Here is a 25,962-nt window from a genome sequence, read left to right as displayed (position 1 = left end):
TATTCTAGATTTTATTGAATCGCAAAAGCAACTAAAAAATAATAGCTTGCACGAATTCATTTGGAGTAAACTTATTGAATACAAGGAGTTCAATGTTTGTGAAAACACCATTATAGTTTCAAAGGAGAAGTATTCTTTTACCAATAACAGAGGGATTGGCATTATTACAATGCAACTAGAACCTGATAATACAAGTACAAAAATTAATACACTAATAAACCCTCTTAGTGAAAACCGTCAAATTGGCTCACTACTTATATTAATTTTTTTAGTAGTGTTTACCGTAATCTCTTTTGTATTAAATATTCTTTTGGATTATAGTGTGTATGCCTTAATTTTATTAATACTTGTATGGCTTATTATTCCGATCATTTGGTATGCTTCAATCATAATCAATAGGACACAATTAGAATATTATACAGAATCTATAATAGACGATTTCAGAAACATCCATTTGCAGAATTCTCGTAGCACTTAAGAATTCAAGTATAACTTTTCATAATACTCAGTGGCCATCCGATTTGATTCAAAAGCTGGAAGTACATCTGTCATACTTCGTTTCATCATCGCAACCCATTCATCAGGACGTTCATAATACATTGGAATGATCTGGTTTTCGAGGATATCATACAAATTATTCAGATCTGAAGTATCCTGATCTGAAATCGACTTTGATTGATCGGCCAACGGAATTAAAAATGAGTTCTTATCATTAGCAAACTCTGGTATCCAGCCGTCTTGAGTTGAAAAATTGATAGCTCCGTTCATACATGCTGTCATTCCTGATGTACCAGAAGCCTCACGTGGCACGCGAGGACTGTTCAGCCAAATATCGGTCCCATATTTTAGCTTCTTAGAAAGTTTTAACTCATAACCTACCAACACTGATATATTCGAATACACCTTAGAAAGGTGCACCAGACTATTAAATGTAGATATTGCCCCATAATCCATAGGATACGGCTTACCTGCCCAAATAATCTGTATGGGGTATTTTTTATTGGTAATCAGTCGTTCGAAACGTTCGCGATTTTGAGTAATTAAATCGGGGCGTTTATAGCCTGCAAATCGGCGCGCCCAAACAATAGTCAGCACATTCGGATCATATAAGTCACCAGCCTGATCCGACACAGTTTCAAACAAGCGCATTTTCATGTATTTTTTACGCCTAACCAAACGCTCATCGTCGCTTGTCTTTAACGCATCATACATTTCTTTATCCGCCCAATAGGTATAGTTTTGGGAATTTGTTATTGATATAATCGGACATAGTCCTTCGTATTTACTCCACATTTTACGCGAAACTTCACCATGCAAAGCGGAAACACCATTGGCGATACGTGCAAATCGCATAGCAACCTGCGAATAATCGAAAATATTGTCGTGCATGCCACTAATGAACTTAACCTCGTCAAAATTAGTTCCACAGAAATAGCCCATTTTGTTTAGCAGGTAGATATCATGCTTTTCATTCCCGGCTTCTTCGGGAGTGTGAGTGGTAAACACAAGTCTCTTTTTTACCTCTTCAAGCTTCTTATATTTTTGATAGAGGTAAAAGCTTGCGGCCAAACCATGCGCTTCATTCAAATGATACACCTCTGCATTGTAACCAAGTTCATCCAATAGTTTAGCCCCTCCTACCCCCAACAAAATAAACTGAGCAATCTTAGCTGCAAGATCTGCGTCATACAAATGAAATGATATCGACCGAGCCAGGTAGTCATTTTCAGGAAGATCAGTAGTCAGGAAAAACATCGGCACCGAGTTGAATAATTGTGGCGGTAAGTATTTAGCCGTTACCCATACAGGATGTCCGTTCACATCAATGGTATACTTAATGCCGGTATCCTGCAAATAAGAATATACCTTTTCCTGAAAGAGTACATTCATCGATTGATCCTGCTGCCTAATCTGATCATAATATCCATATTTCCATAGAATGCCTATGCCAATCAGATTCTGCTTTAGCTCAAAGGCACTACGCATGTGTGAGCCAGCCAAAAAACCTAGGCCTCCTGAATATACTTTCAGGCTTTGGTCAATGGCAAATTCCATACTGAAATAAGCAACTCGTTTAGAAAATTTAGGATCGTAAGAATAGGGATGGTTGAATTTAGATTCGAACAATGACATAGAGGACGCAAATTTGTTGTCCTCTGAATATCTGAAAGAAAATGCGGAAAAGCAAATGGTTCATGGTTCATAGTTCATGGATCATAGCAACGTACTATGAACCATGATCTATGAACTATCAACTATAGACTAATCAAGCGTCATTAACACCTTCCAGGCGTCCGCTACATTACCGCTATCAAGTAGTTCTTTTGCTTTTTTATGAAGATGAATCTCCAGTGTGTTTTTATCACCGATGAAAGCGTCGAAAATATCTTTGATTTCCGGTAGATGCCTGGTGGTCTCTACTTCTTCTTCTGATGGAAGATGCTCCACATTACCTAGCTGACCTAAATTATTTCCGGTTAACACTTTACTGTTTCGAATCGCTGAAGGAATTTGATCTACTCCAATCCCTAATGTTGTTAATGGCTTAGCCACTTTAAATAAGTTCTGCTCAGTTACTCTGCAATACCAATCGCCTCCCAAACGTGCAACTAAATCCATTTTGGCCTGATCAATTCCGTTTCCTGACTCGTTCATCACACTTTCATGAATATGCATTTTTACAATTTCAGCCAATATTAGGTTTCCGGCCCCTCCTTCATTGCCAAGAGAAATTACCTCCCGAACTTTACATTCCAACTGAACAGGAGATTCTGCTACACGCATCGGCCTTACAACATCTGATTTAAGCATAGTAAAACCAGCTTTTTCAAACTCATTTACTCCTTTCGCATATTCAGTACTTGCCAATGAAGTTTGTTGTACCATTTCATAATTCACAATATTGATCACTACTTCCGGAACTACTTTAACATTTTCTAACGTATGTTTAGTAGTATTATCACGAACTCGTCGCGCGGGAGAAAACACACAAACAGGCGGATTGGAGCTAAATAAATTGAAAAAACTAAACGGACTTAAATTATGGTTACCGTCGGCATCCACCGTCGCCGCAAAACAAATCGGACGAGGTGCTATTGCATGTTGCAGATAGCTTTGTGCTTCTGATGGTTTAAGGTCTTTTAAATTGAAGGAAATCATTTGATAATTACGAATTGTTGGTTACGGATTTCGGATTAACAACATTCAAAAATTACGATTTACCGAAATCACTTTAGTATTGAGTTCTTTTTGTTTTTCGAATTCAATTAAGTACTTCATAAAACTCCCAATCATCTTTCCAAGTACAATAGCATCATTATACATTTTATTATAGAATGATTCTTCTATTTTATTGGCTCGAAATAATAAAATCAATTGGTTTCGGAATTCGCCTGTTGAACCCTTGGCATATCTTAGAAATCGAATAAAGTCTTTATTGTTACCATATTCAAATCCTTCTGCGATATTATTTGATATGGAAGCAGCAGATCTCCTTATCTGATCTTTCATTCCAAAATCATGCTTCAATGGAATTTCATCAGAAATTAGATATATTTTTTCAGCAAGAAGAGCAGCAGATTTCCATATTTCTAAATCTTCAAAATTAGTATAGGTAGCCATAAATTTAGATGATAAAATAAGTGCTGCAGGTCACAAACCCGTAACCCGCAACACGAAACTCGTAATGAGCAATTATTTCTTCAGCCCTAAAATTGAGAAATCAGTTTCCACGGCCTTGATGGTATTGCTTAGTGAGCCTAAAGCAGTAATTTCCATTTCAACGATATCGCCGTTTTGGAGCCATTGTTCGGTATAGTTAGGATCATTTAATTTGCCGGTACCATTTAGTTCAAGGAAACATCCGGTTCCAACTGTTCCCGAACCAATAACATCTCCAGGTAAAATATCTACACCATAAGCACAGCGCTCTATGATCTCGGCGAAAGTCCAGTCCATGTCGGCTACGGATCCTTCAGAAACTTGTTTACCGTTTACCCAACATTTCATTTTTAAATTATAGTTATTACCTACGTGACCAGGCTTAGCAGCCACTTTATAAGGTTCTAATTCATCAGGAGTAACAATCCACGGACCTATAACTGTTGAAAAATCCTTTCCTTTTGCAGGACCAAGATTTAATAACATCTCTTCCATTTGTAAGGTACGGGCACTCATATCATTCATGATCATGTAGCCGGCAATGTACTCATCGGCTTCCACAGCTTTTATATTTCTACCTTTTTTTCCGATAACAACAGCAATTTCCAACTCAAAATCAAGTTTTTTAAAATGGTCGGGCATGCATTCTATGTCGCCAGGGCCTTGTATAGCATTATGGTTAGTGAAATAGAAGATCGGATATTGATCAAACTCAGGAATCATTGGAACTCCACGATTGCGACGAGCAGAAGCTACATGCTGGCGGAAAGCATAACCATCGCGACATGAAGTTGGACGAGGAACTGGAGCTAGCAATTCAAAGAAAACTTCTTCCTTCGCATCAATTGTTCCTGCTGTAATATCAGCATCTATTTGTTTAGCCCTGTCCATTAACTCATCGCCGCCTTCTAAAAATGCAATGATGTTATCAGGAATAGCTTTATTTAATGAATGTAAATTGTAGATATGACCGTTATTGAAAACACCTAAATGCTCCTGGCCTTCTGTTTTATAGCTTACTAGCTTCATATGAGTAGGTTATTTAATGGTGGTCAAAGCTATGAAATTTTAGACTAAAGGCAATTTCGTGTTTTCATGAAAAATATTTCTATATTAGCCCTACTTAAATAATACTTGAAAATGATTTTGAATGCAACAAAACAACTTCTGTTGATGAGCAGCAGGTGGATAGCCGCCTTGTTCAGACAAGAGCTTGTTGCTAAAATCGTTTTCGCTCAATATTCTGTATAAGCATTTCCCCACAATTTCTTTGTAAATTTATATTAGTTATAATCAACTGATTATCAATAAACCAATTTATCTAACCCAGTTAAATTTTTTCGAGTATGCCTATATATCACAGTTTGGGCAGCATTCCGGCTAAACGTCATACGGTTTTCCGTAAACCTGATGGAAAGTTATATGCTGAGGAGCTTGTATCAACAGAAGGTTTTTCAAACCTGTACTCATTAGTATACCATTGTCATCCGCCAACAATTGTGAAGGCTACTGACGAACCCTATTCTGTTGAACCTAAAATTGCGCGCAAAAAACACTTGCGTCACACCAGCTTAAAAGGTTTTAAAATTAAACCTGCTGATGATTTCCTTGAAAGCAGAAAACCTGTATTGGTAAATAACGATCTTCATATTTCGTTAGCCGCTCCGCGTAAGTCGATGACTGATTATTACTATAAAAACAGTCAGGCTGATGAAATGATCTTTGTTCATGTGGGCTCAGGAACACTAAAAACAGGATATGGAAATATTCCTTTTGAGTATGGCGATTACCTGATTATTCCTCGCGGAACCATTTATCAATTGGAGTTTAACGATGAGAACAATCGCTTATTTATTGTTGAATCATTTAGTCCGCTTCGTACTCCCAAACGTTATCGTAATGAATTCGGACAACTTTTAGAACACTCTCCATTCTGCGAGCGAGATATTCGCAGACCCCAACAACTGGAAACATTTGATGAGTATGGAGATTTTAAGGTATTGATCAAAAAACAAGGATTAATTTATCCATATACATATGGCACACACCCATTTGATTTTATTGGCTGGGATGGTTACCATTATCCATACGCTTTCTCGATCCACAACTTTGAGCCAATAACAGGCCGTGTTCACCAACCACCTCCGGTACATCAAACATTTGAGGCCCACAACTTTGTAGTGTGCTCATTTGTCCCACGTAAATATGATTATCACCCAACTGCAATTCCGGCTCCTTATAACCACAGCAATGTGGATTCGGATGAGGTGTTGTACTATGTGGATGGTGATTTTATGAGCCGTAAGAGTGTTGAAAAAGGACAGATCACCTTACACCCGGGAGGTATACCGCACGGACCACACCCTGGAACTGTAGAAAAAAGCATTGGCAAAGAAGAAACCCAAGAGCTAGCAGTCATGATCGACCCATTCCGCCCACTAATGGTTACCGAAGATGCCATTGAAATAGAAGACCCTGATTATTTTAAATCATGGCAGGAGAATATTGAATAGATCATAGTTTATGGTTAATAGTTCATAGAACCTATTTGTACTAAGAACTATTATCTATGATCCATGAACTAAAAAATGAACCAATCAATTTATAATTATAATATCTAAAAGTTATGGCAACCGCTGAAGTAGTAAATAAACTGGAAGAATTACACAAGGATCACAATCCTGCTGCTGATTTCTTGCCTTTATTAGGGACTGACCACGTTGAGTTTTATGTTGGTAATGCAAAACAAGCTGCCTATTTCTATCAGGTGGCATTTGGTTACAAATTAGTTGCTTATGCCGGACCAGAAACCGGAGTTCGCGGCAAAGCATCCTATGTTTTGCAACAAGATAAAATCCGGTTAGTGTTAACCACATCATTTGATCCGGATAGTTCAATTTCTGAGCACGTACGTGTACATGGTGATGGTGTTAAAGTACTAGCTTTATGGGTTGATGATGCAGAAAAATCATTCAATGAAACAGTAAAACGTGGTGCAGAAGCAGCATTTAAACCTTATACTATTTCAGATGAATTTGGTGAAGTTAAACTTGCTGCTATTAAAACTTATGGAGAAACCATCCATACGTTTGTAGAACGTAAAAACTACAACGGAGCTTTCTTACCAGGTTATGCGCCTGCAAAATCACCGTTAGAAACAACTCCTGTAGGTTTAAAATATATTGACCACTGTGTTGGTAATGTGGGATGGGGAGAAATGAATAAATGGGTTAAATTCTATGAAGATGTTTTAGGATTTAAACTATTAATCACTTTTGACGATACGGATATCTCAACAGAATATACTTCATTAATGTCAAAAGTTGTTTCAAATGGTTCTGGTTTTGTAAAATTCCCTATCAATGAACCGGCTGAAGGCAAAAAGAAATCGCAGATTGAAGAATATATTGATTATTACCATGGTTCCGGCGTTCAACACTTAGCACTGGCTACCGACGACATTATTTTCACAGTAAGCGAATTACGTAAGAGAGGTGTTGAGTTCTTAGTAGTTCCGGATGCTTATTATGATAATTTATTTGAACGTGTAGGTCACATTGACGAAGACGTTAAGGCAATTAAAGCGTTGAACATCTTGGTTGATCGTGATGAAGAGGGTTATTTGTTACAGATCTTTACTAAACCAGTGGAAGACCGTCCAACTGTGTTTTATGAGATCATTCAACGTAAAGGAGCTACTTCTTTCGGTAAAGGAAACTTCAAAGCTTTATTTGAAGCAATTGAACTGGAACAAGGCAAGCGCGGAAACCTATAGTTTTGCAACTTTTTATAATTTGTTTGAATAAAACAAGGGCCGGATTTTCCGGCCTTTGTTGTTATAACAATACTATTCTTAATATTTCATGATTATTGTTGAACCAAGATTGCCTGCTGAACATTCTGTTGATAAACGATCTGCTTTGACAACCCATCTTTTGTTTTATAGATGTTTTTATCATCGGAAAAATAAAACCATTGATCAGAATAGGAAAACCAATTAAAGTTTTTATCCGGAATATTCTGAAGCCAAACTGTAGCCACCCTTGTACGCAAGTCATAATACATGATGCTTCCGTTAATATTATCTTTTGCGTGCTTATAGTACAACAGCTTATTGCTGTCCATCCAAACTGAGGAATTATATCTTTCTATTGAGCCAAAATATTCATCTTCCGTACGTTTAGCTTTATCAATTACACTATAAGACTTAGTTATCACGTCGTACAAGGTAAAACGGAATTCCTGCAACGATTGGTCATCATGATTAACCGTATTAATAAAGGCAAGCGTATTTCCATCAGCCGACACGCTCAGGTTCGTAAAATTAACACCTGCAGGGACCTGGATATTTTCTTTTTTTAAGGTTTCAAGGTTGATTCTCGTTAGCTTAAGTCCTGAAGAAAAACGCCCATCAGATCCATCTGGATGTGTAACAACATATGCAAATCTGCCACAAGAAGCCATTTCTAAGATGAAATTAAGATTTTCCGCAATCACAATACTTCTTTGCGTATCAAACCTATACTTATAAAGAGACACTCCATTCGTCCACAGAATATCACCTTCCGGGGATGAAGTCCATTTTGCCAAAGATGTATTGCCACTATTTAATGCTATTTCCGTGTTACAATAACTTCTTTGTATAGCTCCATTAATAAACTTCCCAAATACTTCAGTATTATTTGTATTTGAAGCGCTGTTTTCTTTAAAAAGAATTCGCTGTGCAGAAACCGGGTTATGAATTACTGCTAAAACTAACCAGAAAGATAAAAAACGTTTCATAGACATCTTGAATTACGACAAACGGATAAAGTGTTACTAACACTCCTTATTTCGTAGACTCAAATCGTGATATTTTACGGATTAATTGAGATTAATAGATAAAAGTATGTGTCAAACAATTCGAACCTGTGGAATAATCTCCACAAACCATGCCATTGTTGAACTTTAAGAAAAAAAACATGCATAATACTATGAAAAGAGTATTCTAATTTTTAAGACTTAACTCTTTTGACCCAATATTTAACCATCAGCTAAAGTTGTAGTGTATAGTATACAATTCAATTGTGTAGCACAAAATTGGATTATGAATAATAATCCGGTAGTAATTAATAGTTTAAATCTGTAGACAGCCGGATCATACAAAAGAACAATCAAACTTTGTATCTTTCGTTTTTAGTGCAAACATCACATGGATGAAATAAGATTACAAGGACAGTATCAGTTACCAATATTTTTCGATCTTCTGGCTACATTCCTTTTCGCTTTTTCAGGTTCTGTAAAAGCGATTGAGAAGAATTATGACTTTATCGGAGTATTTGTTCTGGCAATGGTAACCAGTACCGGAGGGTCACTTATTCGTGACATATTGCTCCAAAATGGTCCTCCTGCTGTTCTGCTTGATTATCGTTATATTTTAATGGTTTTACTTGCCGGTACTGCCGGAATCTATTTCTATAAGCTAAATAACAAAATGGAGACAACCACCAAAGTTGTTGATGCCATTTCATTAGGAATGTACGCTGTTTTCGGTACCCAAAAAGCCATTGCTCTCGAACTTGGTGTTTTTGCGGCATTTATTATCGGATTTATAAACGCAGTAGGTGGAGGCTTAATCAGAGATATTTTAACTCGTGAAGAATCAAAACTTTTTAAACCAGGTCACTTTTATTCAGTTGCTTCCATCGTTGCAATTGTAGTTTTCTTAATTTTAGGTGCGGGATTTAAATTAAATGCACAAATTGCTGCATTAATAGCCATCGCAGCATCCTTCTTACTTCGTTTTTCAGCCGTAAAATTCAACTGGACAACCAAAGCTATACGCAGAAACATGTAAAAAATTGATTACACAGCTCCTAAAACAACCTTTTAACCCCTTTACACCTTAAGCACTGTTGCTTTTCTACCAAAACTTTGCGTTCTTTCATATTAATAAATCCATTTTTCGCTCTAAACTATCTATTTATGAATTAACAGGTTATTTAAAATAAACCAAACCGGGTACTCTGTTATAATTAAAATCTTATACTACAATTTACCACAGTAATGAAGGAAAGTTCAAAAAAGCTGGAAGCAAAAACCCTCTCCATGAAAATCGCTGATAAGATCAGGAATGAGATTATCTTCGGAAACTACAAAGAAGGGGAACGAATTATTGAACAAAACTTATCTAAAGAATTCGGTGTAAGCCGCATTCCGGTAAGAGAAGCGATCAGACTTCTTGAGTCTGAGGGATTTCTGGAAATATCGCCATACAAAGGTTCTGTAGTTCGTGAAATTACTCCGGAAGCTTTTAAAGAAACGCATACTGTAAGGTTATGTATCATTCCTGCAATGCTGGAAAACGCATTTCCTAACTATACAGCTAAGCTTATTAAACAGGCTGAAGATCTGATTGATAAAACAGAGAAAAACATGACGCTTAATAACTATTTGACTTTTCTCTTAAAAATTCAGGACGTAATGTACGGCCCCTGTAACATGCCATTTATATTGCATTTTGCAGAAATCACCCTAAAACGCCATTTAATGGTTTTAGGTATTTACTATAATTCATTTAATCAGGGTATGCAGTTAGATGGCTACCGAAAATTCTTTGAACTCTGCAAAAAGAAAGATCATAAAGAGGCTCTTAACTTTTGGATGGAAACGTTGAAGTATCATTATCAAAGCATGGCTGACGTTTTTCAGCAATGGACAATCGACAAAAAGGTTTCCATTTAGGATTTCCTCCATTTTAAAATAATTTACATGTACCTTGTAGACGGGCATAATTTATGCGAATTAAGAACGTATTAAATTAAAGACGCTTTACGATTTATTAGCTCTTATGGGGTGCATGTTTGTTTTGTTTTTTGAGAGGTTAAAGATTTCTGGTTGGTGCATTGCATTCCTTATTGTTATCAGTTTTTCTTTATTACCCACTAATTTAGTTGCCAGATCTTATTTTTTTCAGGATTCTATTGTAAAGAAACGTTCCTTCCATATTGATTCACTTTGGCGAAAATCATACATCGATTCACTTACAAAAAGGTTTATCAGTAAAAATCGCAAACCAGAGGGTGATCAACAGCTACAAAGTATTAAAGAATATGTAGCTTATGAGGGCAAGGTGATTAAGTCAATCTCGCTAATGCAAACAGACATTTTCAATGAGCCTGACGAAAAAGAAGCGGAGAAAAGAAAAAGTCTGAAAGAACGAATGCGGGAATGGCACACAAACACCCGGCCTTGGGTGATTCAAAACTCCTTATTCTTTCATGAAAACGAAACAGTAAGTTCATACCGCCTTGCCGACAATGCAAGGTATCTACGTAGTTTACCCTTTTTACACGATGCCAGAATTTATGTAACCCCTTGCGATGCTAATGCAGACTCGGTTGAAGTAATTGTATTAACCCAAGATATATTTGCTCCCGGAGTTGCTATTTATCCTATAGATAATGTTTCTGGTGTTATGGCCAAATTTTATCATTCTAATATTAATGGATGGGGACAGGCTATTGATGCAGGACTAGAAGTGAGCAGCAAACGAAACCCAGTGGCCGGAACATCCCTATCTTATACCAAGTATAATTTATTGGGCACTTTTACAGATGCAAACATCGGTTACTCACAATTAAATACCCAGGGAACTATTGATACCGGAGTTTATGAAGGTTCTTTCTTTATAAGACTTAACCGACCTCTTTATTCATCTTATACTCATTTTGCCGGGGGATTAACTTTTCAGTACAATAAATCTATTAACGTTAACAATCTTGCCGATTCTCTTTTCAGGAATTATCAATACAGACTATTTGACACTTGGGCAGCTTATTCGTTTTCATTTAAGCGATTTAATAAAAAAGGAGAGGAAAACAGGAGCCGAAGGGCTATTTCATTACGATATTATCAACAGTATTTTTTAAAAAATCCGGAGCAGCCACAATTCATTTATGATCCGAATTATAATAACTGGAAATATACACTGGCCCAATTGATTTTATTCAGACAGGAGATTTATAATACCCATTATCTTTTTGGCTTTGGTAGAACGGAAGATATTGCGACCGGTTACTATGCAACGTTTACCAGCGGTACTGATCATCGATTAAATAAAGACCGGGTATATATTGGAGCTGAATTTGAACAACAGAAAGCGATAGGAAGAGGCTTTTCATCTTTTTATGTAGGGGCTGGAGGATTTATCAGCAAGGGACTTGAGGATATTGTTGTGAATCTTAAAGGAGCCTTTTACAGCAAACTACTAGTACACAAAAAGCTCCGATTCAGACATTTGATTGAAGCCGGATATATTAATTGTTATAATCCTACACTTTATAAACCTGTAAATATTAACGACGATTTTGGACTGACAGGATTTAGTGATAACTCAATAAATGGATATCAACGATTAAATATCAAAAGTGAGCTTAACCTGTATGATTTGTTTTCCATACTTGGATTTAAGTTTAATCAGTTTACCTCCGTCCAATTCTCTCAATTAGGGGATACGAACGACTTCATTCTGGGCCAACATCTGTATATGGGTATTGGTACTGGTTTCAGAATTCGAAATGAAGGCTTAGTTTTCAAGACACTTAAAGTAGGCGGATATTATTATCCAACTGCACCAAGCAGTTCTCCTAAATTTAACCTTCAGTTTAGTACTGTGGTTGACTTACGTTTTAACGTCAGTCCGATAAAAGCTCCATCATTTGTTGCATACAAATAGATTACATTAAAAATGAAATCCTAAATTAACATAAGCACTAACACTTCCTTTTTGATCGCAACGCATTATCGTTAATTCCAACGGACCGGCGGCAGATTTATAACCAACACTAACACCATAACCACTCAGCCAGCTACCATTTACTAAATCATCAAAAAAGTCTCCATTAAAATCATAATAGCCCAAGTTGAATTTTCCGGTTAAAAATATATTCCGATACAACTCATACTGGTAACCGATCATGCCTGTTGCAATACTCGATGTTGTAAGGTTAGCTTCTCTTAACCCAACAAAAGTTACCTGGTTTCGCAAAAAATCCGTAACGCCTCCAACAACAAACTGATTCAAGAAAGATTGTTTCTGATTAAAGTTAATGCCGGCCTGTGCATTCCAAATCAATGTTGAGTGCTTTGACAATGCACGATAATAGGAGAACTTAAAATCTGATCGTATATAAGGTTTGAAAAATAACCCAACGGAATCAAGATTAGTTACCTGCCTTCCTAAATTATCATAATAATCAACAGATGGATTTTGACCATATATATAACTCAGTCTTGCATACATTTCAATTCCGCTCGTTGGAAATTGCTTTCGGTCAAGAGAGTTCATATCATAATAAAAGTAGGTATTCCAGTTATAGTTCCACCCTTGATTTTGTCCGGCTTGAGAAAGCTTAGGCTTAAGCCTGGTAATTTCATAACTAGTGCCTACCCCCACCCCCACAAACCTGCTTACCGCATATTGTAAACGAGAATCGATAGCCCCATAATTATAACGATACAAAGAAACTTGCTTAAAATCCTGATAAACAGGCAAATCTGTATTAAAATTCCTTAAAGCGAAAGTAAAGCCCCAGTTCCTGTTGTTTCCCAGGTACTTAAAATATTCAGCCCGAAGTTTAGGGTCCTTACCAATATTTAATGTTAGTAACGATCTGGAGTTTTTAATAAGAAAATTACGAGAGGTAATATTTACTATTGCCGCAATGTCACTAAAACTATTATAATGCAAAGCCATTTTTACAGTTGTCTGAGGACTTTCAGTCGCATATAAGGTCATTCGGGTTTTCCCATCACTTAACGAGTCTATATCATACGTAATGCTGTTATAATTTCGGGTACCAAAAACTCTTCTAACTCCATCCGCAATTTGTCCGGCAGTGTAGCTCCTTCCCGTTTTCATATCGAGCTTACCCACCACAAAACTCTGGTTGGTTACCCGCAATCCTTCCACCTTAAACTCATCGATCTTAATTTTATAATTAGTGGGGATTGTATCTCGTTTGTAAACCTGGCCAGGATATAATTGATTAAGTGAATCTGCAAACCGTTTTAATTGAGGATAAAATTTCTTCGCAGCGTCTTTTCCCCTTTGCAAAATAGAATCGGCACTACTAAACGAAGCGGCACTATAACCCTCCATATCCGGTTCAATAAACAGATCACAAAGCTGCACCTGTTTTAAAAAATCTTCTGCTTCACGATAAGAACCAACTTGGTAAAGAATATCCAGCACAGAACTTAACTTATCTGCAGATTGCAATCCCTGACCCACATTTACGCCAATTACATAATCTGCGCCCATTTCCTTTACATTTTCTACCGGAAAATTCCGCACAACACCACCGTCAATTAACTTTTTCCCCTCATACTCAACCGTGGTAAAAACACTTGGAATAGCCATGCTGGCCCGAACTGCATTAATAATGTTCCCCTTCTCCAACACCACCATTTTACCTGTTGCTGCATCAGTGGCAATACATTTAAAAGGAATTTTTAACTGTGAAAAGTCGTGAATATTATGAACCGGTAGGAACAATTGAGCAAATGTAAGCCATAGCTCTTCACCCTCTAACACCCCCGACGAAATTTTAATCTTACCCTTCACTACCGGCAATTCAACCGCATATCGGTCAAACTCCGATTTTTCCTCAAACACAATACTTCTCAAATCAGGCTGATTAGTAAGCAAACGATCCCATGATGTGTTACGAGATATTTTCTCAAGATCATTTCCGGAATAACCGGCAGCATACAGAGCGCCCATAATCGCCCCCATACTTGTACCGCTGATGTAATCAATCTTTAGACCTACACTATCAATAGCTTGCAGAATACCTATATGAGCCAAACCCTTGGCTCCCCCTCCACTTAGGGTAAGTCCAATTTTGGGTCTTTCCTGCGCCAAAAGATTATGATTTACTAAAAGGCATAACAAACTCACCAAAACGTATTTAATGGTATTACCGTAAAATGTTTTTATGAATACTATCCTCATAGAGAGACTAATAAATTATGTATAACTATCCGATCAAAATTATGTCAAACCTTTTATTAATAGTTCATAAAACTACAATGCAGTAACCAAAGAGAAATTAAATTGTTTCAGAGTTTGGCTTTTCTTATAACGATGACTGTCTATTAATTATATATAGAAAGAGCACCTGCACGATAAAAATTGAAACGGGGTTTTCTTTGAAAGCAATATAATTAAATCGTTCAAAAAAAATTCGATGATTGATATTTTAAACCTACAGTCTTGAACAAAATTTGTATTATTACAATCAAATTTCATTAATATTTACAACGAAAGATTAAAGTGAAGAGAATTGCCATTTTTGCCTCTGGGTCGGGATCAAATGCTCAAAAAATCATAGAATATTTCCATAAAAATCAGGAAATTGAAGTATCAATTGTACTATCTAACCGTCCTGACGCTTATGTACTGCAACGCGCGGATAACTTTGAAATTCCAACGCATGTTTTTGACCGTGAAGAGTTTTATCAAACCAATGAGGTGGTAAAACTTCTTCAAAGCTTAAATATTGATCTTGTGGTACTCGCTGGATTTTTATGGTTAGTTCCGTCAAACCTGATAGAAGCATATCCTAATAAAATTATCAACATTCATCCTGCCATTTTACCCAAATTTGGTGGTAAAGGGATGTATGGAATGAAGGTACACAAAGCTGTTTTAGAAGCTGGAGAAGCAGAATCAGGCATTACAATTCATTTTGTAAATGAACATTTTGATGAAGGAGAAATCATACACCAGTCTAAATACAAAATTGATAACGGAGATGATATTGATATGATTGCCTACAAAGGACAACAGCTCGAACATCATTACTATCCGAAAGTGATTGAAAATCTCTTAAAAAAAATGTCGAAATAATTAGAAAACAGCTAATTAAAGCAGAATTTTTTTCTAATTTTGCGCCTTGATTTTTGAAAGATGAACCAGCCCCTAAAAGTTAAAAACGCCTTAATTTCAGTTTATTACAAAGATAATTTAGAGCCGATCATTAAAGAATTAGATCGTCTTGGTGTAACCATTTATTCAACCGGTGGTACCGAAGCCTTTATTCGTGACCTTGGTGTAGCTGTTACACCAGTTGAAGACATGACCTCTTACCCTTCAATTTTAGGCGGTCGCGTAAAAACTTTACACCCTAAAATTTTTGGTGGTATTTTAGCTCGCAGAGCGAATGAATCTGATCAGCAGCAGTTGGCGGAATACCAAATTCCGGAAATTGATTTAGTGATTGTTGATCTGTATCCTTTTGAAGAAACGCTTGCTTCAGGAGCCTCTGAACAAGACATTATAGAAAAAATTGACATTGGCGGTATCTCATTAATCCGTGCGGCAGCGAAAAATCATAAAGATGTAATGATCGTTGCATCTAAAAATGATTACGGATTTGTTGAAAACATCTTAAAAGAACAAGTTGGTGTTTCTAGCATTGAGCAACGCAAAGAATTAGCAAAACGTGCTTTTAACGTTTCATCACATTACGATACTGCTATCTTCAATTGGTTTAATAATGAAGAGCCATTGAATGTATTTAAGCAAAGTATTCAAAATTCCTCAGTTTTACGTTATGGAGAAAATCCACATCAACAAGGCGTATTTTATGGCGACTTAGATGCAATATTTGACAAACTGAACGGAAAAGAGCTTTCGTATAACAACCTGGTAGATGTTGATGCAGCAGTTCAGTTAATCGCTGAATTCGATGCTCCTACATTTGCTATTTTAAAACATAACAATGCCTGTGGTGTAGCTTCCCGCGATATTTTAAAAGATGCATGGGATGCAGCATTGGCATGTGATCCGGTTTCAGCATTTGGTGGTGTTTTAATTACCAACCGTAAAGTTGACGCTGCAACGGCAACCGAAATCAGCAAATTATTCTTTGAAGTATTAATTGCACCTGATTATGATAATGATGCGGTTGCTATATTAACCGAAAAGAAAAACCGTATCATCTTACGTCAGAAAGCGGTTGAATTATCAGCTAAACAATTTAAAACATTATTGAACGGTGTAATTGAGCAAGATAAAGATCTTTCAATGGAAGGTCCTGCTCAGATGCAAACAGTTACCACCAAGGCACCTACAGAAGCAGAGCTTAAAGATCTGTTTTTTGCTAATAAATTGGTAAAACATACTAAATCTAACACAATTGTGTTAGTTAAAGGTGATGTATTGCTAGCGAGTGGTGTAGGACAAACTTCACGTGTAGATGCATTAAAGCAAGCAATATTAAAAGCCGAAACTTTCGGTTTTGACCTTAAAGGGTCTGTTATGGCTTCTGATGCATTTTTCCCATTCCCTGATTGTGTTGAAATTGCTCACAAAGCTGGCATTACAGCTGTTTTACAACCAGGCGGATCTATTAAAGACAAGGATTCTGTTGAGTATTGTAACAACAACAATGTTGCGATGGTATTTACAGGAGTACGTCACTTTAAACATTAATTTTTATATTTAACAACGAGTTAATATAAGAATGGCGGGGTATCTCGTAAAAGCTAATTAAGTAAGTAAGAATTAATATAACAACTGAGCAACAAACCGAATGGGACTGTTTAACTTTTTCACCCAGGAAATCGCGATTGATCTAGGTACAGCCAATACCCTGATCATTCATAACGATAAAGTAGTAGTGGATGAACCATCAATCGTAGCACTTGACCGTAAATCGGGAAAAATGATTGCGATTGGCCGCCAGGCAATGCAGATGGATGGTAAGACACACGAAAATATTAAAACCGTAAGGCCACTAAAAGATGGTGTTATTGCAGACTTTGATGCAGCAGAACACATGATTCGTGGTTTTATCAAAATGATCAATGGAGGTAAAGGATGGTTGTTCCCATCTCTTCGTATGGTTATTTGTATTCCTTCAGGCATTACAGAAGTGGAGAAACGTGCCGTACGTGACTCAGCTGAGATTGCCGGAGCAAAAGAAGTGTACCTTATTCATGAGCCAATGGCTGCAGCAATCGGTATCGGTATCGATGTTGAAGAACCAATGGGTAATATGATCATTGATATAGGTGGTGGTACTACTGAGATCGCAGTAATTGCATTGGGTGGCATTGTTTGTGACCAGTCTATTCGTGTAGCGGGTGATAACTTTGATGCCGATATTGTTAACTACATGCGTCGTCAGCACAATATCTTAATCGGTGATCGTACTGCTGAAAAAATTAAAATTGAAGTTGGTTCAGCTTTGGCTGAATTACAAGAACCACCTGCTGATTTCGCTGTTCAGGGTCGTGACCTTATGACGGGTGTTCCTAAGCAAATCATGGTTTCTTATACTGAAATTGCTCATTGTTTAGATAAATCTATTTCAAAAATTGAAGAAGCGATTCTTAAAGCGTTAGAGATCACTCCTCCTGAACTTTCAGCGGATATCTTCCAAACAGGTATCTATCTGACAGGTGGTGGTGCTTTACTTCGTGGATTAGACAAACGTATTGCGGCTAAAACCAAATTACCTGTACACGTTGCTGAAGATCCTTTACGCGCCGTGGTTCGCGGTACTGGTATCGCACTCAAAAACATTGAGAACTTTAGATTCCTGATGCCATAATCTTTAAAATAAATAGAAGAAACTTGAATGACAGATAACTTAATACAATTGCTTTATCTGTCATTTGGTTTTTCAGGCATTTCAACTTATTAAACCCAACCGATGCGTAACCTTTGGCTATTCATTCTTCGTTTTCACGCATTTTTTCTGTTTGTTATTTTTGAAACTATTGCAATCATCCTGCTTATTCAAAATAACAACTACCAAAAAACCTCCTTTATTAATTCATCCAATAAACTTATTGGTAATCTCTACACGACATCTAACGACATAAAAAGCTATATGCAGTTGGGTCGCGTAAACGATAGTCTTGCCGCTGAAAATGCCAAACTTCGTAATATGTTACCATCGGTTTTTTATAACGACTCTATTAAGAAGAAAACTGTTATTGATACCTTGAAACAAGATTCAATGAAAATTCAACAGTATACTTATATAGAGGCAAAAGTAGTAAATAACACCATAAGCTATCAAAACAATTTCCTTACGCTAAACCGCGGAGCGCGTCACGGAATAAAACCAGGAATGGGTGTTATCTGTGCTCAGGGAGTGGTAGGAATTGTTAAAGATGTTTCTGATAATTTTTGTACAGTTATGTCTTTACTGCATAAAGACAGTAAAATCAGTGTAAAATTGGCTTCAACCAATGAAATTGGTTCATTGGTATGGGAAGGCACCAACCCGCGAATCGGCATCTTAAAAGAAATCCCAAATCACGTGGTGGTAAAAAAAGGAGAACGTGTTGTTACAACAGGTTATTCATTATTCCCAGAGAACGTTTCTTTAGGTAAAGTAATTGATACTCCTAAACAAACAGGAGAAAGCTTATTGAATATTGAGATATTGCTTTCTACAGATTTTCAGCGTTTACAATATGTTTACGTTGTTCAAGACAAATTTATTCAAGAAAGACAAAAGCTCGAATCTAACCTGAACCATGATTAGAATTATTACCGTTAACGTTTTACGATTCATATTCCTGGTTATCTTCCAGGTGTTTTTTCTTACAAACTTATCGCTCTATAATATTGGAGTACCGTATCTATACGTTTTATTTATATTGTTGCTGCCGGTAAACTTACCAACATTCTGGGTATACGTACTTTCATTTGTTTTAGGATTCTCAATTGATGTATTCTCAAACACATTAGGGCTTCATACTTCAGCTTGTGTGTTAATGGCTTTTTGCCGCATCGGGTTATTGTCCGTCATGATCCCTAAAGGAGGTGAGTTTTTACCTGAACCAACCATTAAAAACTACGGTTTTAAATGGTTCTTTACGTACAGTGCAATTCTGGTAGTTATTCATCATGTGTTCTTATTGAATATCGAATACTTCAGACTTAGTGAATTTTTCACTGCTACATATAAAGCATTGATTAGTTCCGTATATACATTAATTTTAATCATAATTAGTCAATACTTATTCGGTAGAAGAACGCGGTAATGAATAGTTTTTTTCAACGGAAGTTCATCATTCAAACTATATTTCTAACAGCAATCTTATTGCTGATAGCAAGGCTTTTTTACATCCAGATTATAGACGACCGTTATCTAGATTTCGCTAATAATAACGTATTGAGAAGATTGGTAGTTTATCCTCCTCGTGGTGTAATCTATGACCGTAAGGATAATATTCTTGTTCAGAACGAACCTGTTTATGACCTGATGGTAGTTCCCAAAAGCGTTAAGCCTTTTGATACAGCTTTACTTTGTAAACTAATTGAAGTTGAACAAGAGCGATTTACAGAAAAACTGGCAAAAGCAAGAGAGTTTTCGCCTGTAAAAGCTTCAGAGTTAGAAAAACAGCTTTCATCAGAGACATATGCTCGTTTACAGGAACATTTATTTCAATTTCCTGGCTTTTTTGTTCAGAACCGAACGTTAAGAAAATACCCCAATCCAATTGCTGCCCATGTTTTAGGTTATATTGGAGAGGTAAATGATAAGATCATTGAACTTTCAAAAGGAGATTACCGTCAGGGCGACTATATTGGCATCAGTGGTATTGAACGATCTTATGAAAAGCTATTACGCGGACAACGTGGTATTAAGCGTGTAATGGTAGACGTATTTAACCGTGAACAAGGAAGTTTTGATGAAGGAAAATATGATACTGCCGCTGTTCCGGGTGATAAAATGATCACTTCGTTAGATGCTCAATTGCAAAAATTTGGCGAAGAACTGATGAAGAATAAAATGGGTAGTGTAGTAGCTATTGAACCCTCTACCGGAGAAATTCTTGCATTTGTTAGCGGACCAAGCTATGATCCTAACCTGTTAGTCGGACGTGTGCGCGGCAACAACTACATGAAGTTGTTAAAAGATCCGTTGAAACCATTATTTATCCGTCCATTACAAGCTCAATATCCTCCGGGATCAATTTTCAAACCTGTACAAGCATTAATTGCTCAACAACTAGGTTTGATTTCTCCGGACAGACGTTTCCCTTGTGGAGGTGGTTACCGATACGGAAACAGAGTATTAAGATGTACACACGTTCACCCTCCGTTAAATATGGAGGAATCTATCCAGCATTCTTGTAATGCTTATTATGGTTGGGCATTCAAAACAATGGTAGATGATAATCCCGGACATTCACCTGAAGAAGGTTACAATATCTGGAGAGAACATATTTATGAGTGGGGTATTGGTAAAAAAACAGATGTTGACTTACCAAATGAAGTAAAAGGACTATTACCAACTCATGCGTTGTATGACAAAATGTATGGAAGTAATCACTGGAAGTCTTCCAATATTATCTCACTTTCGATCGGACAAGGTGAGTTAGGTATTACTCCACTACAAATGGCAAATGTAATGGCGGCCATTGCAAACCGTGGTTATTATTATCGTCCGCATCTTGTTAAAGCTATTGGAGAGAAAAAATATATTCGACCTGAGTTTTCGGAAAAAGTATCCGTTGGTGTGGAATCGAGGTATTTTCCAGTAGTAGTAAATGGTATGGAAAAAGTAGTTTCAGCAGGTACTGCTCGGATCGCATTTATTCCTGATATTCCTATTTGCGGTAAAACAGGTACGGCTCAAAACCCTCACGGAAAAGACCACTCCATCTTTATGGGTTTTGCCCCTAAAGAAAACCCTAAGATTGCCATTGCTGTTGTAGTAGAAAATGCAGGATATGGTGCTACATGGGCAGCTCCAATTGCCAGTCTGATGATAGAAAAATACCTTCGCGACTCAATAACTCGTCCGAAGTACTATTCTGATCGTATTTTGAATGCTAGCTTATTGCCAGGAGATGTATTTACTGCAGCTGGTAACGTAAAGCCAAAAGAAGGCAGCAAAGTAACGAAGGGTGCTAAAAATGGCAAGTCGACCGTGCAACCTAAAACTGAAGGTACAGCGCAACCAAGAAAAGAAGAGAAAACAACAACAAGCATACAACAAGATAAAGCAAACCGCTAAATGAACCAAAAACAGCAAACCAGTCCTTTTTATAACGTAGATTGGGTTACGATTATCCTTTACTTTTGTTTGGTGGTAATCGGGTGGTTAAATATTTATGCTGCCGTTTTTGACGCTGATCACGCCAGCATATTTGACATGAGCCGTAATTACGGAAAACAGCTCATATGGATATTAACTGCAGGAATTATTATTACGGCCATTTTATTGATTGACTCAAAGTTTTTCAATTTTTCTGCCTATGCTTTTTATGGAGTCACCTTAATATTGCTTATTGCGGTGCTTTTTGTGGGTAAACTTGTTGGTGGTAACCGAGCCTGGTTTGAAATAGGAAGTTTTAGGCTACAACCTGCAGAATTTGCGAAAGTGGCCACTTGTCTTGCCCTGTCGCGTTACATGGGAACTACCAACCTTAAACTGACTGATTTTGGTGATCAATTAAAGTGTTTTGCCCTTATTTTCACTCCCGTTGTTTTAATTTTATTACAGCCCGACGCTGGTTCGGCCATTGTATTTACTTCATTTTTCTTAGTATTATATAGAGAAGGACTCCCTCCTTTTTATCTGGTATTCGGATTCGTTTCAGTTATTCTATTCATTTTATCATTACTAATACCTCAAACCTATATAATCGTAGCATTAATTGCGATTGCGATTTTCTTATTGTGGAGAGATCGTAGAATAAGACGTACTTACACATTGGTGATCGGAAGTACAATTATGGCTATTGTGTTAGTAACAGGTGTAAATTATGTTTTCCATAACGTATTAAAATCTCACCAACGTGATCGTATTGACCTTTTGTTAGGAAAAAAAGTGGATCCAAAAGGTGTTGGTTATAATGTAAACCAATCAAAAATAGCAATTGGTTCCGGACAGTTACTGGGAAAAGGTTTTTTAAAAGGAACTCAAACCAAATATGACTTCGTACCTGAACAAAGTACCGACTTTATCTTTTGTACAATAGGTGAAGAATGGGGCTTTTTAGGGAGTGTTGTTGTATTAGGTCTATATTCCTTCTTAATACTTCGTATAGTTGTTTTAGCCGAACGACAGCGATCTACTTTTTCAAGAGTTTATGGGTATGGTGTAGCCTCGATATTATTCTTCCACGTATTTATTAATGTGGGTATGACTATTGGTATTATACCGGTAATTGGTATTCCTTTGCCGTTCATTAGTTATGGAGGATCGTCGTTATGGAGCTTTACCATCTTGTTATTTATCCTGATAAAGCTCGATACCAACAGAAACGGAATTATCCGTTAAAACGTTTCTTTACAACGTTTAAGAATTGATCGTGTAATTCAGGTTTTTGATCCCAATCATAGCGATTAGCTAATTGTTGATCTACTAATTGTTTGGCTTCAGCAAAAGTGCTGCAAGCATTAAGATCTGTTAATGCCTTTTCGAATGACTCAACACTGTTGTTAAATAATCCTTTTATAAAGGCGAACTTATCATTAAGCCCAACAGCTTTTCTCAGATCGCTAACCGCCGGCTGGATGATTGAATTAACTTCAGTTCTATTTTGATTCTGAGAAGATATCTTATCGTTAAGACTAGGAACATTGGTTTGGAAACGTCTGTTGAGTTCTGCCCATGCCTCTTCTTCTTTTTTGATCTTTTCTTCCATGGTCATAGCCGGCTGATGCTTCACATCGGCCATTGGTGATACCACTGGAATAATAACCGATTCCGGTTCTTTTATTACGTTTTCAAAAGGGGCAGTTACCTCCGGCTCTTTTACAAGCGGTTCAACAAAAACAGATTGAACTTCAGCTGCTTTTTCTTCGAACTTTAACGTGGCCGTGATCAATTCTTCCGGTTCTGTTTTTTTAACAGGTCTCTCTACCTCTACTTGTTGCTTAGGTTCAATGGTCGCAATCAACTCATTTGCTGAGGAGGCTTTAGAAGCAGCTTTAACAACCGGTTGCGAATCAGGCAAGGAAGTAGTCGTTTCTTTTTCAACAAGTTTCCTTAAAATAGCAATATGATCCTTAAGAAAGTTGGCATTCGCTTCAAACAATTCAAGTTCAATGGAATTGATGTGAGGCTGAATATATAAACTGCGACATTCTGTTTTTAACTCATCAAGTATGGAACCAATTCGTCCTAAAATATCTTCGCGCGTCATATGAAAAATTATTAATTGAGGTTCAGTCTGTAGATTTTAATATCAAAAATAACAAATCACAACTAAATACAAACCCTATATCCGTCATGAAAACGTGACAATTAGCTTTTTAAGTACTTATCAACAGCAAATTAATTTTAGTGTTAAAATACGGATATTCGTAGGCTGAAAAACAATTAATTTGACAGTGGATGATAAACGAGGGAATTGAAAGACCAAAAGGAGCACAAAGAGGCAGTATTGAAGTAATTTGCGGACCAATGTTTTCAGGAAAAACTGAAGAACTGATTCGCAGATTAAAAAGAGCGCAGATAGCGAAACTTAAAGTGGAGATTTTTAAACCTGCAACAGACATCCGCTATGACGCCACTGCTGTTGTTTCTCATGATCTTAATTCAATTCAATCCACTCCTATTGAAACTTCATCGGCAATCTTATTATTAAGCAGCAATACACAAGTTATCGGAATAGATGAGGCTCAGTTCTTTGATGATGAATTACCAAATGTTTGCGCTACGCTAGCCAATAAAGGAATAAGAGTTATTGTAGCAGGTCTTGATATGGATTTTAAAGGCAACCCTTTTGGACCTATTCCTAAGCTAATGGCCGTTGCAGAGTTTGTAACTAAAATTACCGCAGTTTGTGTACGCTGTGGGGCCCCGGCCAGCCATTCTTATCGTTTGGTTGAAAGACAAGAAACATTTCTTCTTGGCGAAAAAGAAAGCTATGAGCCACGATGCAGAGTTTGTTTTAACTTAGATAAATAGAAAAAAGGAGCTGATTAACAGCTCCTTTTTTGTTTATTTTCTGTTCAACAACAAGCTGAAATACTTTTTTTAATTGATTTAATAACTACAAAAGAACTGGAAAATAGATTTCAAAATTATTTAACAAAATATTTGAATTATAGTTAATAATTTTTCCTAATTTAGGGAACGATCAAACCCAATACCAAATCATTATGCTGCTAGTTTCAGACTTTTCGGCTAAAGTTAGCGCTCTCTTAGTGAAATTAGGAATTCCGGAAGAACACTTGAATTTTATCCATGATATAGATCCAGTTCAATTGTTCAAATGGACTTCTTCCGTTATCCAACCAACCTTAATCGCGCTTTTATTCATTGTAATTTTTTGGCAAAAACGAAAATTGTATAGCTATCGTAGAAGATATGGCCGTATGTAGATTACATAAATAGTAAAAGAGTTCTTATTGATAAAAAGATAACTTATTACCTTCAGTCTTCGATCGGCTGTTAATTGAAAGCTTCCTGGTTGGGAAGCTTTATTTTTTATGAGTGAGATAGTGATAGTAAAAAAGGGTTATGTTGAAGTTAACACCGAATAATAGGATACTTATTTGAGCTGAGTTTGGACCAACCGGAAAAGTTGGAGGGGGACAAAAGGAATAATTTCATCTTTAAGAAGGAAACTTCATAGAAGTCTAACCTTAATAGAAACAAAAAAATTGAAAGGTTAACTCCGGATGGAGTGAAACTAAGCAGAGAATTAGTTTCGCCCCATCCGGGGCTTATGTTTTAGTCCCGATGTATTACCTACTAAGTTTATTCTCCTCCGGAGATTTAACTAATTTAAGATCCATAAATTTTGAGTAGACAATCATTCAGGTTGATGCCGATCTTGGATTGAATCATTCCGCCCCATCCGGCGTTTCAGTTTTACCCTAAAAACAAAAAAAGCTTCCTGAATCAGGAAGCTTTTTGTCTGTGGTGATGGCCGGGATCGAACCAGCGACACAAGGATTTTCAGTCCTTTGCTCTACCAACTGAGCTACATCACCTTGCGGTGCATTTTTATCTATTTTGTGGTGATGGCCGGGATCGAACCAGCGACACAAGGATTTTCAGTCCTTTGCTCTACCGACTGAGCTACATCACCTCCCTTTCGTTTTGGGAATGCAAATGTAGTATCTTTTTACTCAAATCAAAAAGGTTTTTCTGTTTTTTTAGACACATTCCTCTTAAGTATCAGATTATCTGCACAAATAGATTTACAAAGAGCACCCAAAAGTCTGTTTAAAAATCTATATTAGTACTATTGTTTAAAACTATATTCTAAAAGCAATAGCCAATTTATATCGATTCTAAGTAGAAAATAGACCGTTTTAATAATTGG

General features: G+C 36.8%; 22 protein-coding genes and 2 tRNA genes. 15 read left to right on the top strand and 9 right to left on the bottom strand.

The features are described 5' to 3' along the window. The first annotated feature begins 46 nt into the window (after positions 1-46). The gene (locus SOLCA_RS01795) at positions 47-478 is read left to right on the top strand and encodes a hypothetical protein (protein WP_014678738.1); all 432 of its coding nucleotides are present in this window, start codon (positions 47-49) and stop codon (positions 476-478) included. On the opposite strand, the gene glgP is transcribed toward SOLCA_RS01795, so the two are convergent. From glgP to SOLCA_RS01775, 4 genes are all read right to left on the bottom strand, one after another. After that, positions 475-2,133 (bottom strand): alpha-glucan family phosphorylase, encoded by a 1,659-nt coding sequence (gene glgP, locus SOLCA_RS01790; protein WP_014678737.1) that lies wholly within the window; start codon positions 2,131-2,133, stop codon positions 475-477. The genes SOLCA_RS01795 and glgP overlap by 4 nt on opposite strands. A 129-nt stretch (positions 2,134-2,262) precedes the next feature. Then, positions 2,263-3,159, bottom strand: coding sequence for a flavin reductase family protein (locus tag SOLCA_RS01785; protein ID WP_014678736.1), 897 nt, complete (start codon positions 3,157-3,159; stop codon positions 2,263-2,265). A gap of 45 nt (positions 3,160-3,204) precedes the next feature. Beyond that, complete coding sequence (locus SOLCA_RS01780) at positions 3,205-3,621, bottom strand: four helix bundle protein (RefSeq protein WP_014678735.1); 417 nt, start codon at positions 3,619-3,621, stop codon at positions 3,205-3,207. Positions 3,622-3,693: 72 nt separating this feature from the next. Further along, on the bottom strand, positions 3,694-4,689 hold the full coding sequence (locus SOLCA_RS01775; RefSeq protein ID WP_014678734.1) for a fumarylacetoacetate hydrolase family protein: 996 nt from the start codon (positions 4,687-4,689) through the stop codon (positions 3,694-3,696). A 317-nt stretch (positions 4,690-5,006) separates the two neighbouring features. Here SOLCA_RS01775 and SOLCA_RS01770 point away from each other — a divergent pair, with 317 nt between their 5' ends. Together SOLCA_RS01770 and hppD are read left to right on the top strand one after the other, a co-directional pair. Next, the gene (locus SOLCA_RS01770) at positions 5,007-6,173 is read left to right on the top strand and encodes a homogentisate 1,2-dioxygenase (protein WP_014678733.1); all 1,167 of its coding nucleotides are present in this window, start codon (positions 5,007-5,009) and stop codon (positions 6,171-6,173) included. A 113-nt stretch (positions 6,174-6,286) separates the two neighbouring features. Further along, positions 6,287-7,435 carry a 4-hydroxyphenylpyruvate dioxygenase gene (gene hppD / locus SOLCA_RS01765; RefSeq protein ID WP_014678732.1) on the top strand — a complete coding sequence of 383 codons (1,149 nt, stop codon included), beginning with the start codon at positions 6,287-6,289 and terminating at the stop codon, positions 7,433-7,435. Between the two features lie 92 nt (positions 7,436-7,527). Here the strand turns inward: hppD and SOLCA_RS01760 are convergent, their stop codons facing one another. Then, complete coding sequence (locus SOLCA_RS01760; RefSeq protein ID WP_014678731.1) at positions 7,528-8,442, bottom strand: hypothetical protein; 915 nt, start codon at positions 8,440-8,442, stop codon at positions 7,528-7,530. Positions 8,443-8,851: 409 nt separating this feature from the next. On the opposite strand from SOLCA_RS01760, the gene SOLCA_RS01755 reads away from it, so the two are divergent. From SOLCA_RS01755 to SOLCA_RS01745, 3 genes are all read left to right on the top strand, one after another. After that, positions 8,852-9,496: a trimeric intracellular cation channel family protein gene (locus SOLCA_RS01755; protein ID WP_014678730.1), complete on the top strand. Its 645-nt coding sequence runs from the start codon at positions 8,852-8,854 to the stop codon at positions 9,494-9,496. 209 nt (positions 9,497-9,705) lie between these two features. Next, positions 9,706-10,383, top strand: coding sequence for a GntR family transcriptional regulator (locus SOLCA_RS22060; protein WP_014678729.1), 678 nt, complete (start codon positions 9,706-9,708; stop codon positions 10,381-10,383). 115 nt (positions 10,384-10,498) lie between these two features. Continuing rightward, entirely contained in the window at positions 10,499-12,376 is a 1,878-nt protein-coding gene (locus SOLCA_RS01745) for a BamA/TamA family outer membrane protein (RefSeq protein WP_014678728.1), read from the top strand. A gap of 6 nt (positions 12,377-12,382) precedes the next feature. Here SOLCA_RS01745 and SOLCA_RS01740 read toward each other — a convergent pair whose 3' ends face one another. Beyond that, positions 12,383-14,656, bottom strand: a complete 2,274-nt coding sequence (locus SOLCA_RS01740) for a patatin-like phospholipase family protein (protein ID WP_014678727.1) — start codon at positions 14,654-14,656, stop codon at positions 12,383-12,385. Positions 14,657-14,977: 321 nt separating this feature from the next. On the opposite strand from SOLCA_RS01740, the gene purN reads away from it, so the two are divergent. The 7 genes from purN (at position 14,978) to rodA (ending at position 22,961) form a co-directional block, all read left to right on the top strand. Further along, a complete protein-coding gene (purN, locus tag SOLCA_RS01735; RefSeq protein ID WP_014678726.1) occupies positions 14,978-15,553 on the top strand; it encodes a phosphoribosylglycinamide formyltransferase in 576 nt (191 codons plus the stop codon). Between the two features lie 60 nt (positions 15,554-15,613). After that, entirely contained in the window at positions 15,614-17,140 is a 1,527-nt protein-coding gene (gene purH, locus SOLCA_RS01730; RefSeq protein WP_014678725.1) for a bifunctional phosphoribosylaminoimidazolecarboxamide formyltransferase/IMP cyclohydrolase, read from the top strand. A 100-nt stretch (positions 17,141-17,240) separates the two neighbouring features. Then, on the top strand, positions 17,241-18,263 hold the full coding sequence (locus SOLCA_RS01725) for a rod shape-determining protein (RefSeq protein WP_014678724.1): 1,023 nt from the start codon (positions 17,241-17,243) through the stop codon (positions 18,261-18,263). Between the two features lie 102 nt (positions 18,264-18,365). Continuing rightward, a complete protein-coding gene (mreC, locus tag SOLCA_RS01720; RefSeq protein WP_014678723.1) occupies positions 18,366-19,208 on the top strand; it encodes a rod shape-determining protein MreC in 843 nt (280 codons plus the stop codon). Next, complete coding sequence (locus SOLCA_RS01715; RefSeq protein ID WP_014678722.1) at positions 19,201-19,710, top strand: hypothetical protein; 510 nt, start codon at positions 19,201-19,203, stop codon at positions 19,708-19,710. Before mreC ends, SOLCA_RS01715 begins: the two co-directional genes overlap by 8 nt. Next, positions 19,710-21,692: a penicillin-binding protein 2 gene (gene mrdA, locus SOLCA_RS01710; protein WP_014678721.1), complete on the top strand. Its 1,983-nt coding sequence runs from the start codon at positions 19,710-19,712 to the stop codon at positions 21,690-21,692. The genes SOLCA_RS01715 and mrdA overlap by 1 nt, the downstream gene beginning before the upstream one ends. Further along, positions 21,693-22,961, top strand: coding sequence for a rod shape-determining protein RodA (gene rodA / locus SOLCA_RS01705; RefSeq protein ID WP_014678720.1), 1,269 nt, complete (start codon positions 21,693-21,695; stop codon positions 22,959-22,961). On the opposite strand, the gene SOLCA_RS01700 is transcribed toward rodA, so the two are convergent. After that, a complete protein-coding gene (locus SOLCA_RS01700; RefSeq protein ID WP_014678719.1) occupies positions 22,951-23,829 on the bottom strand; it encodes a hypothetical protein in 879 nt (292 codons plus the stop codon). The genes rodA and SOLCA_RS01700 overlap by 11 nt on opposite strands. A 191-nt stretch (positions 23,830-24,020) precedes the next feature. Between SOLCA_RS01700 and SOLCA_RS01695 the strand changes: the two genes are divergently transcribed. Beyond that, positions 24,021-24,596 carry a thymidine kinase gene (locus SOLCA_RS01695; protein ID WP_014678718.1) on the top strand — a complete coding sequence of 192 codons (576 nt, stop codon included), beginning with the start codon at positions 24,021-24,023 and terminating at the stop codon, positions 24,594-24,596. A 194-nt stretch (positions 24,597-24,790) separates the two neighbouring features. Next, positions 24,791-25,012, top strand: a complete 222-nt coding sequence (locus SOLCA_RS23010) for a hypothetical protein (protein WP_014678717.1) — start codon at positions 24,791-24,793, stop codon at positions 25,010-25,012. A 542-nt stretch (positions 25,013-25,554) separates the two neighbouring features. On the opposite strand, the gene SOLCA_RS01690 is transcribed toward SOLCA_RS23010, so the two are convergent. Then, positions 25,555-25,627 (bottom strand) — tRNA-Phe (locus tag SOLCA_RS01690). 25 nt (positions 25,628-25,652) lie between these two features. Beyond that, positions 25,653-25,725: transfer RNA gene (locus SOLCA_RS01685), tRNA-Phe, on the bottom strand. Positions 25,726-25,962: the final 237 nt, after the last annotated feature.

It is taken from the genome of Solitalea canadensis DSM 3403 (assembly GCF_000242635.2).
Lineage (GTDB): Bacteria > Bacteroidota > Bacteroidia > Sphingobacteriales > Sphingobacteriaceae > Solitalea > Solitalea canadensis.
The sequence above is the reverse complement of the archived record's forward strand: the minus strand, read 5'-3'. Positions and strand labels throughout refer to the sequence as shown.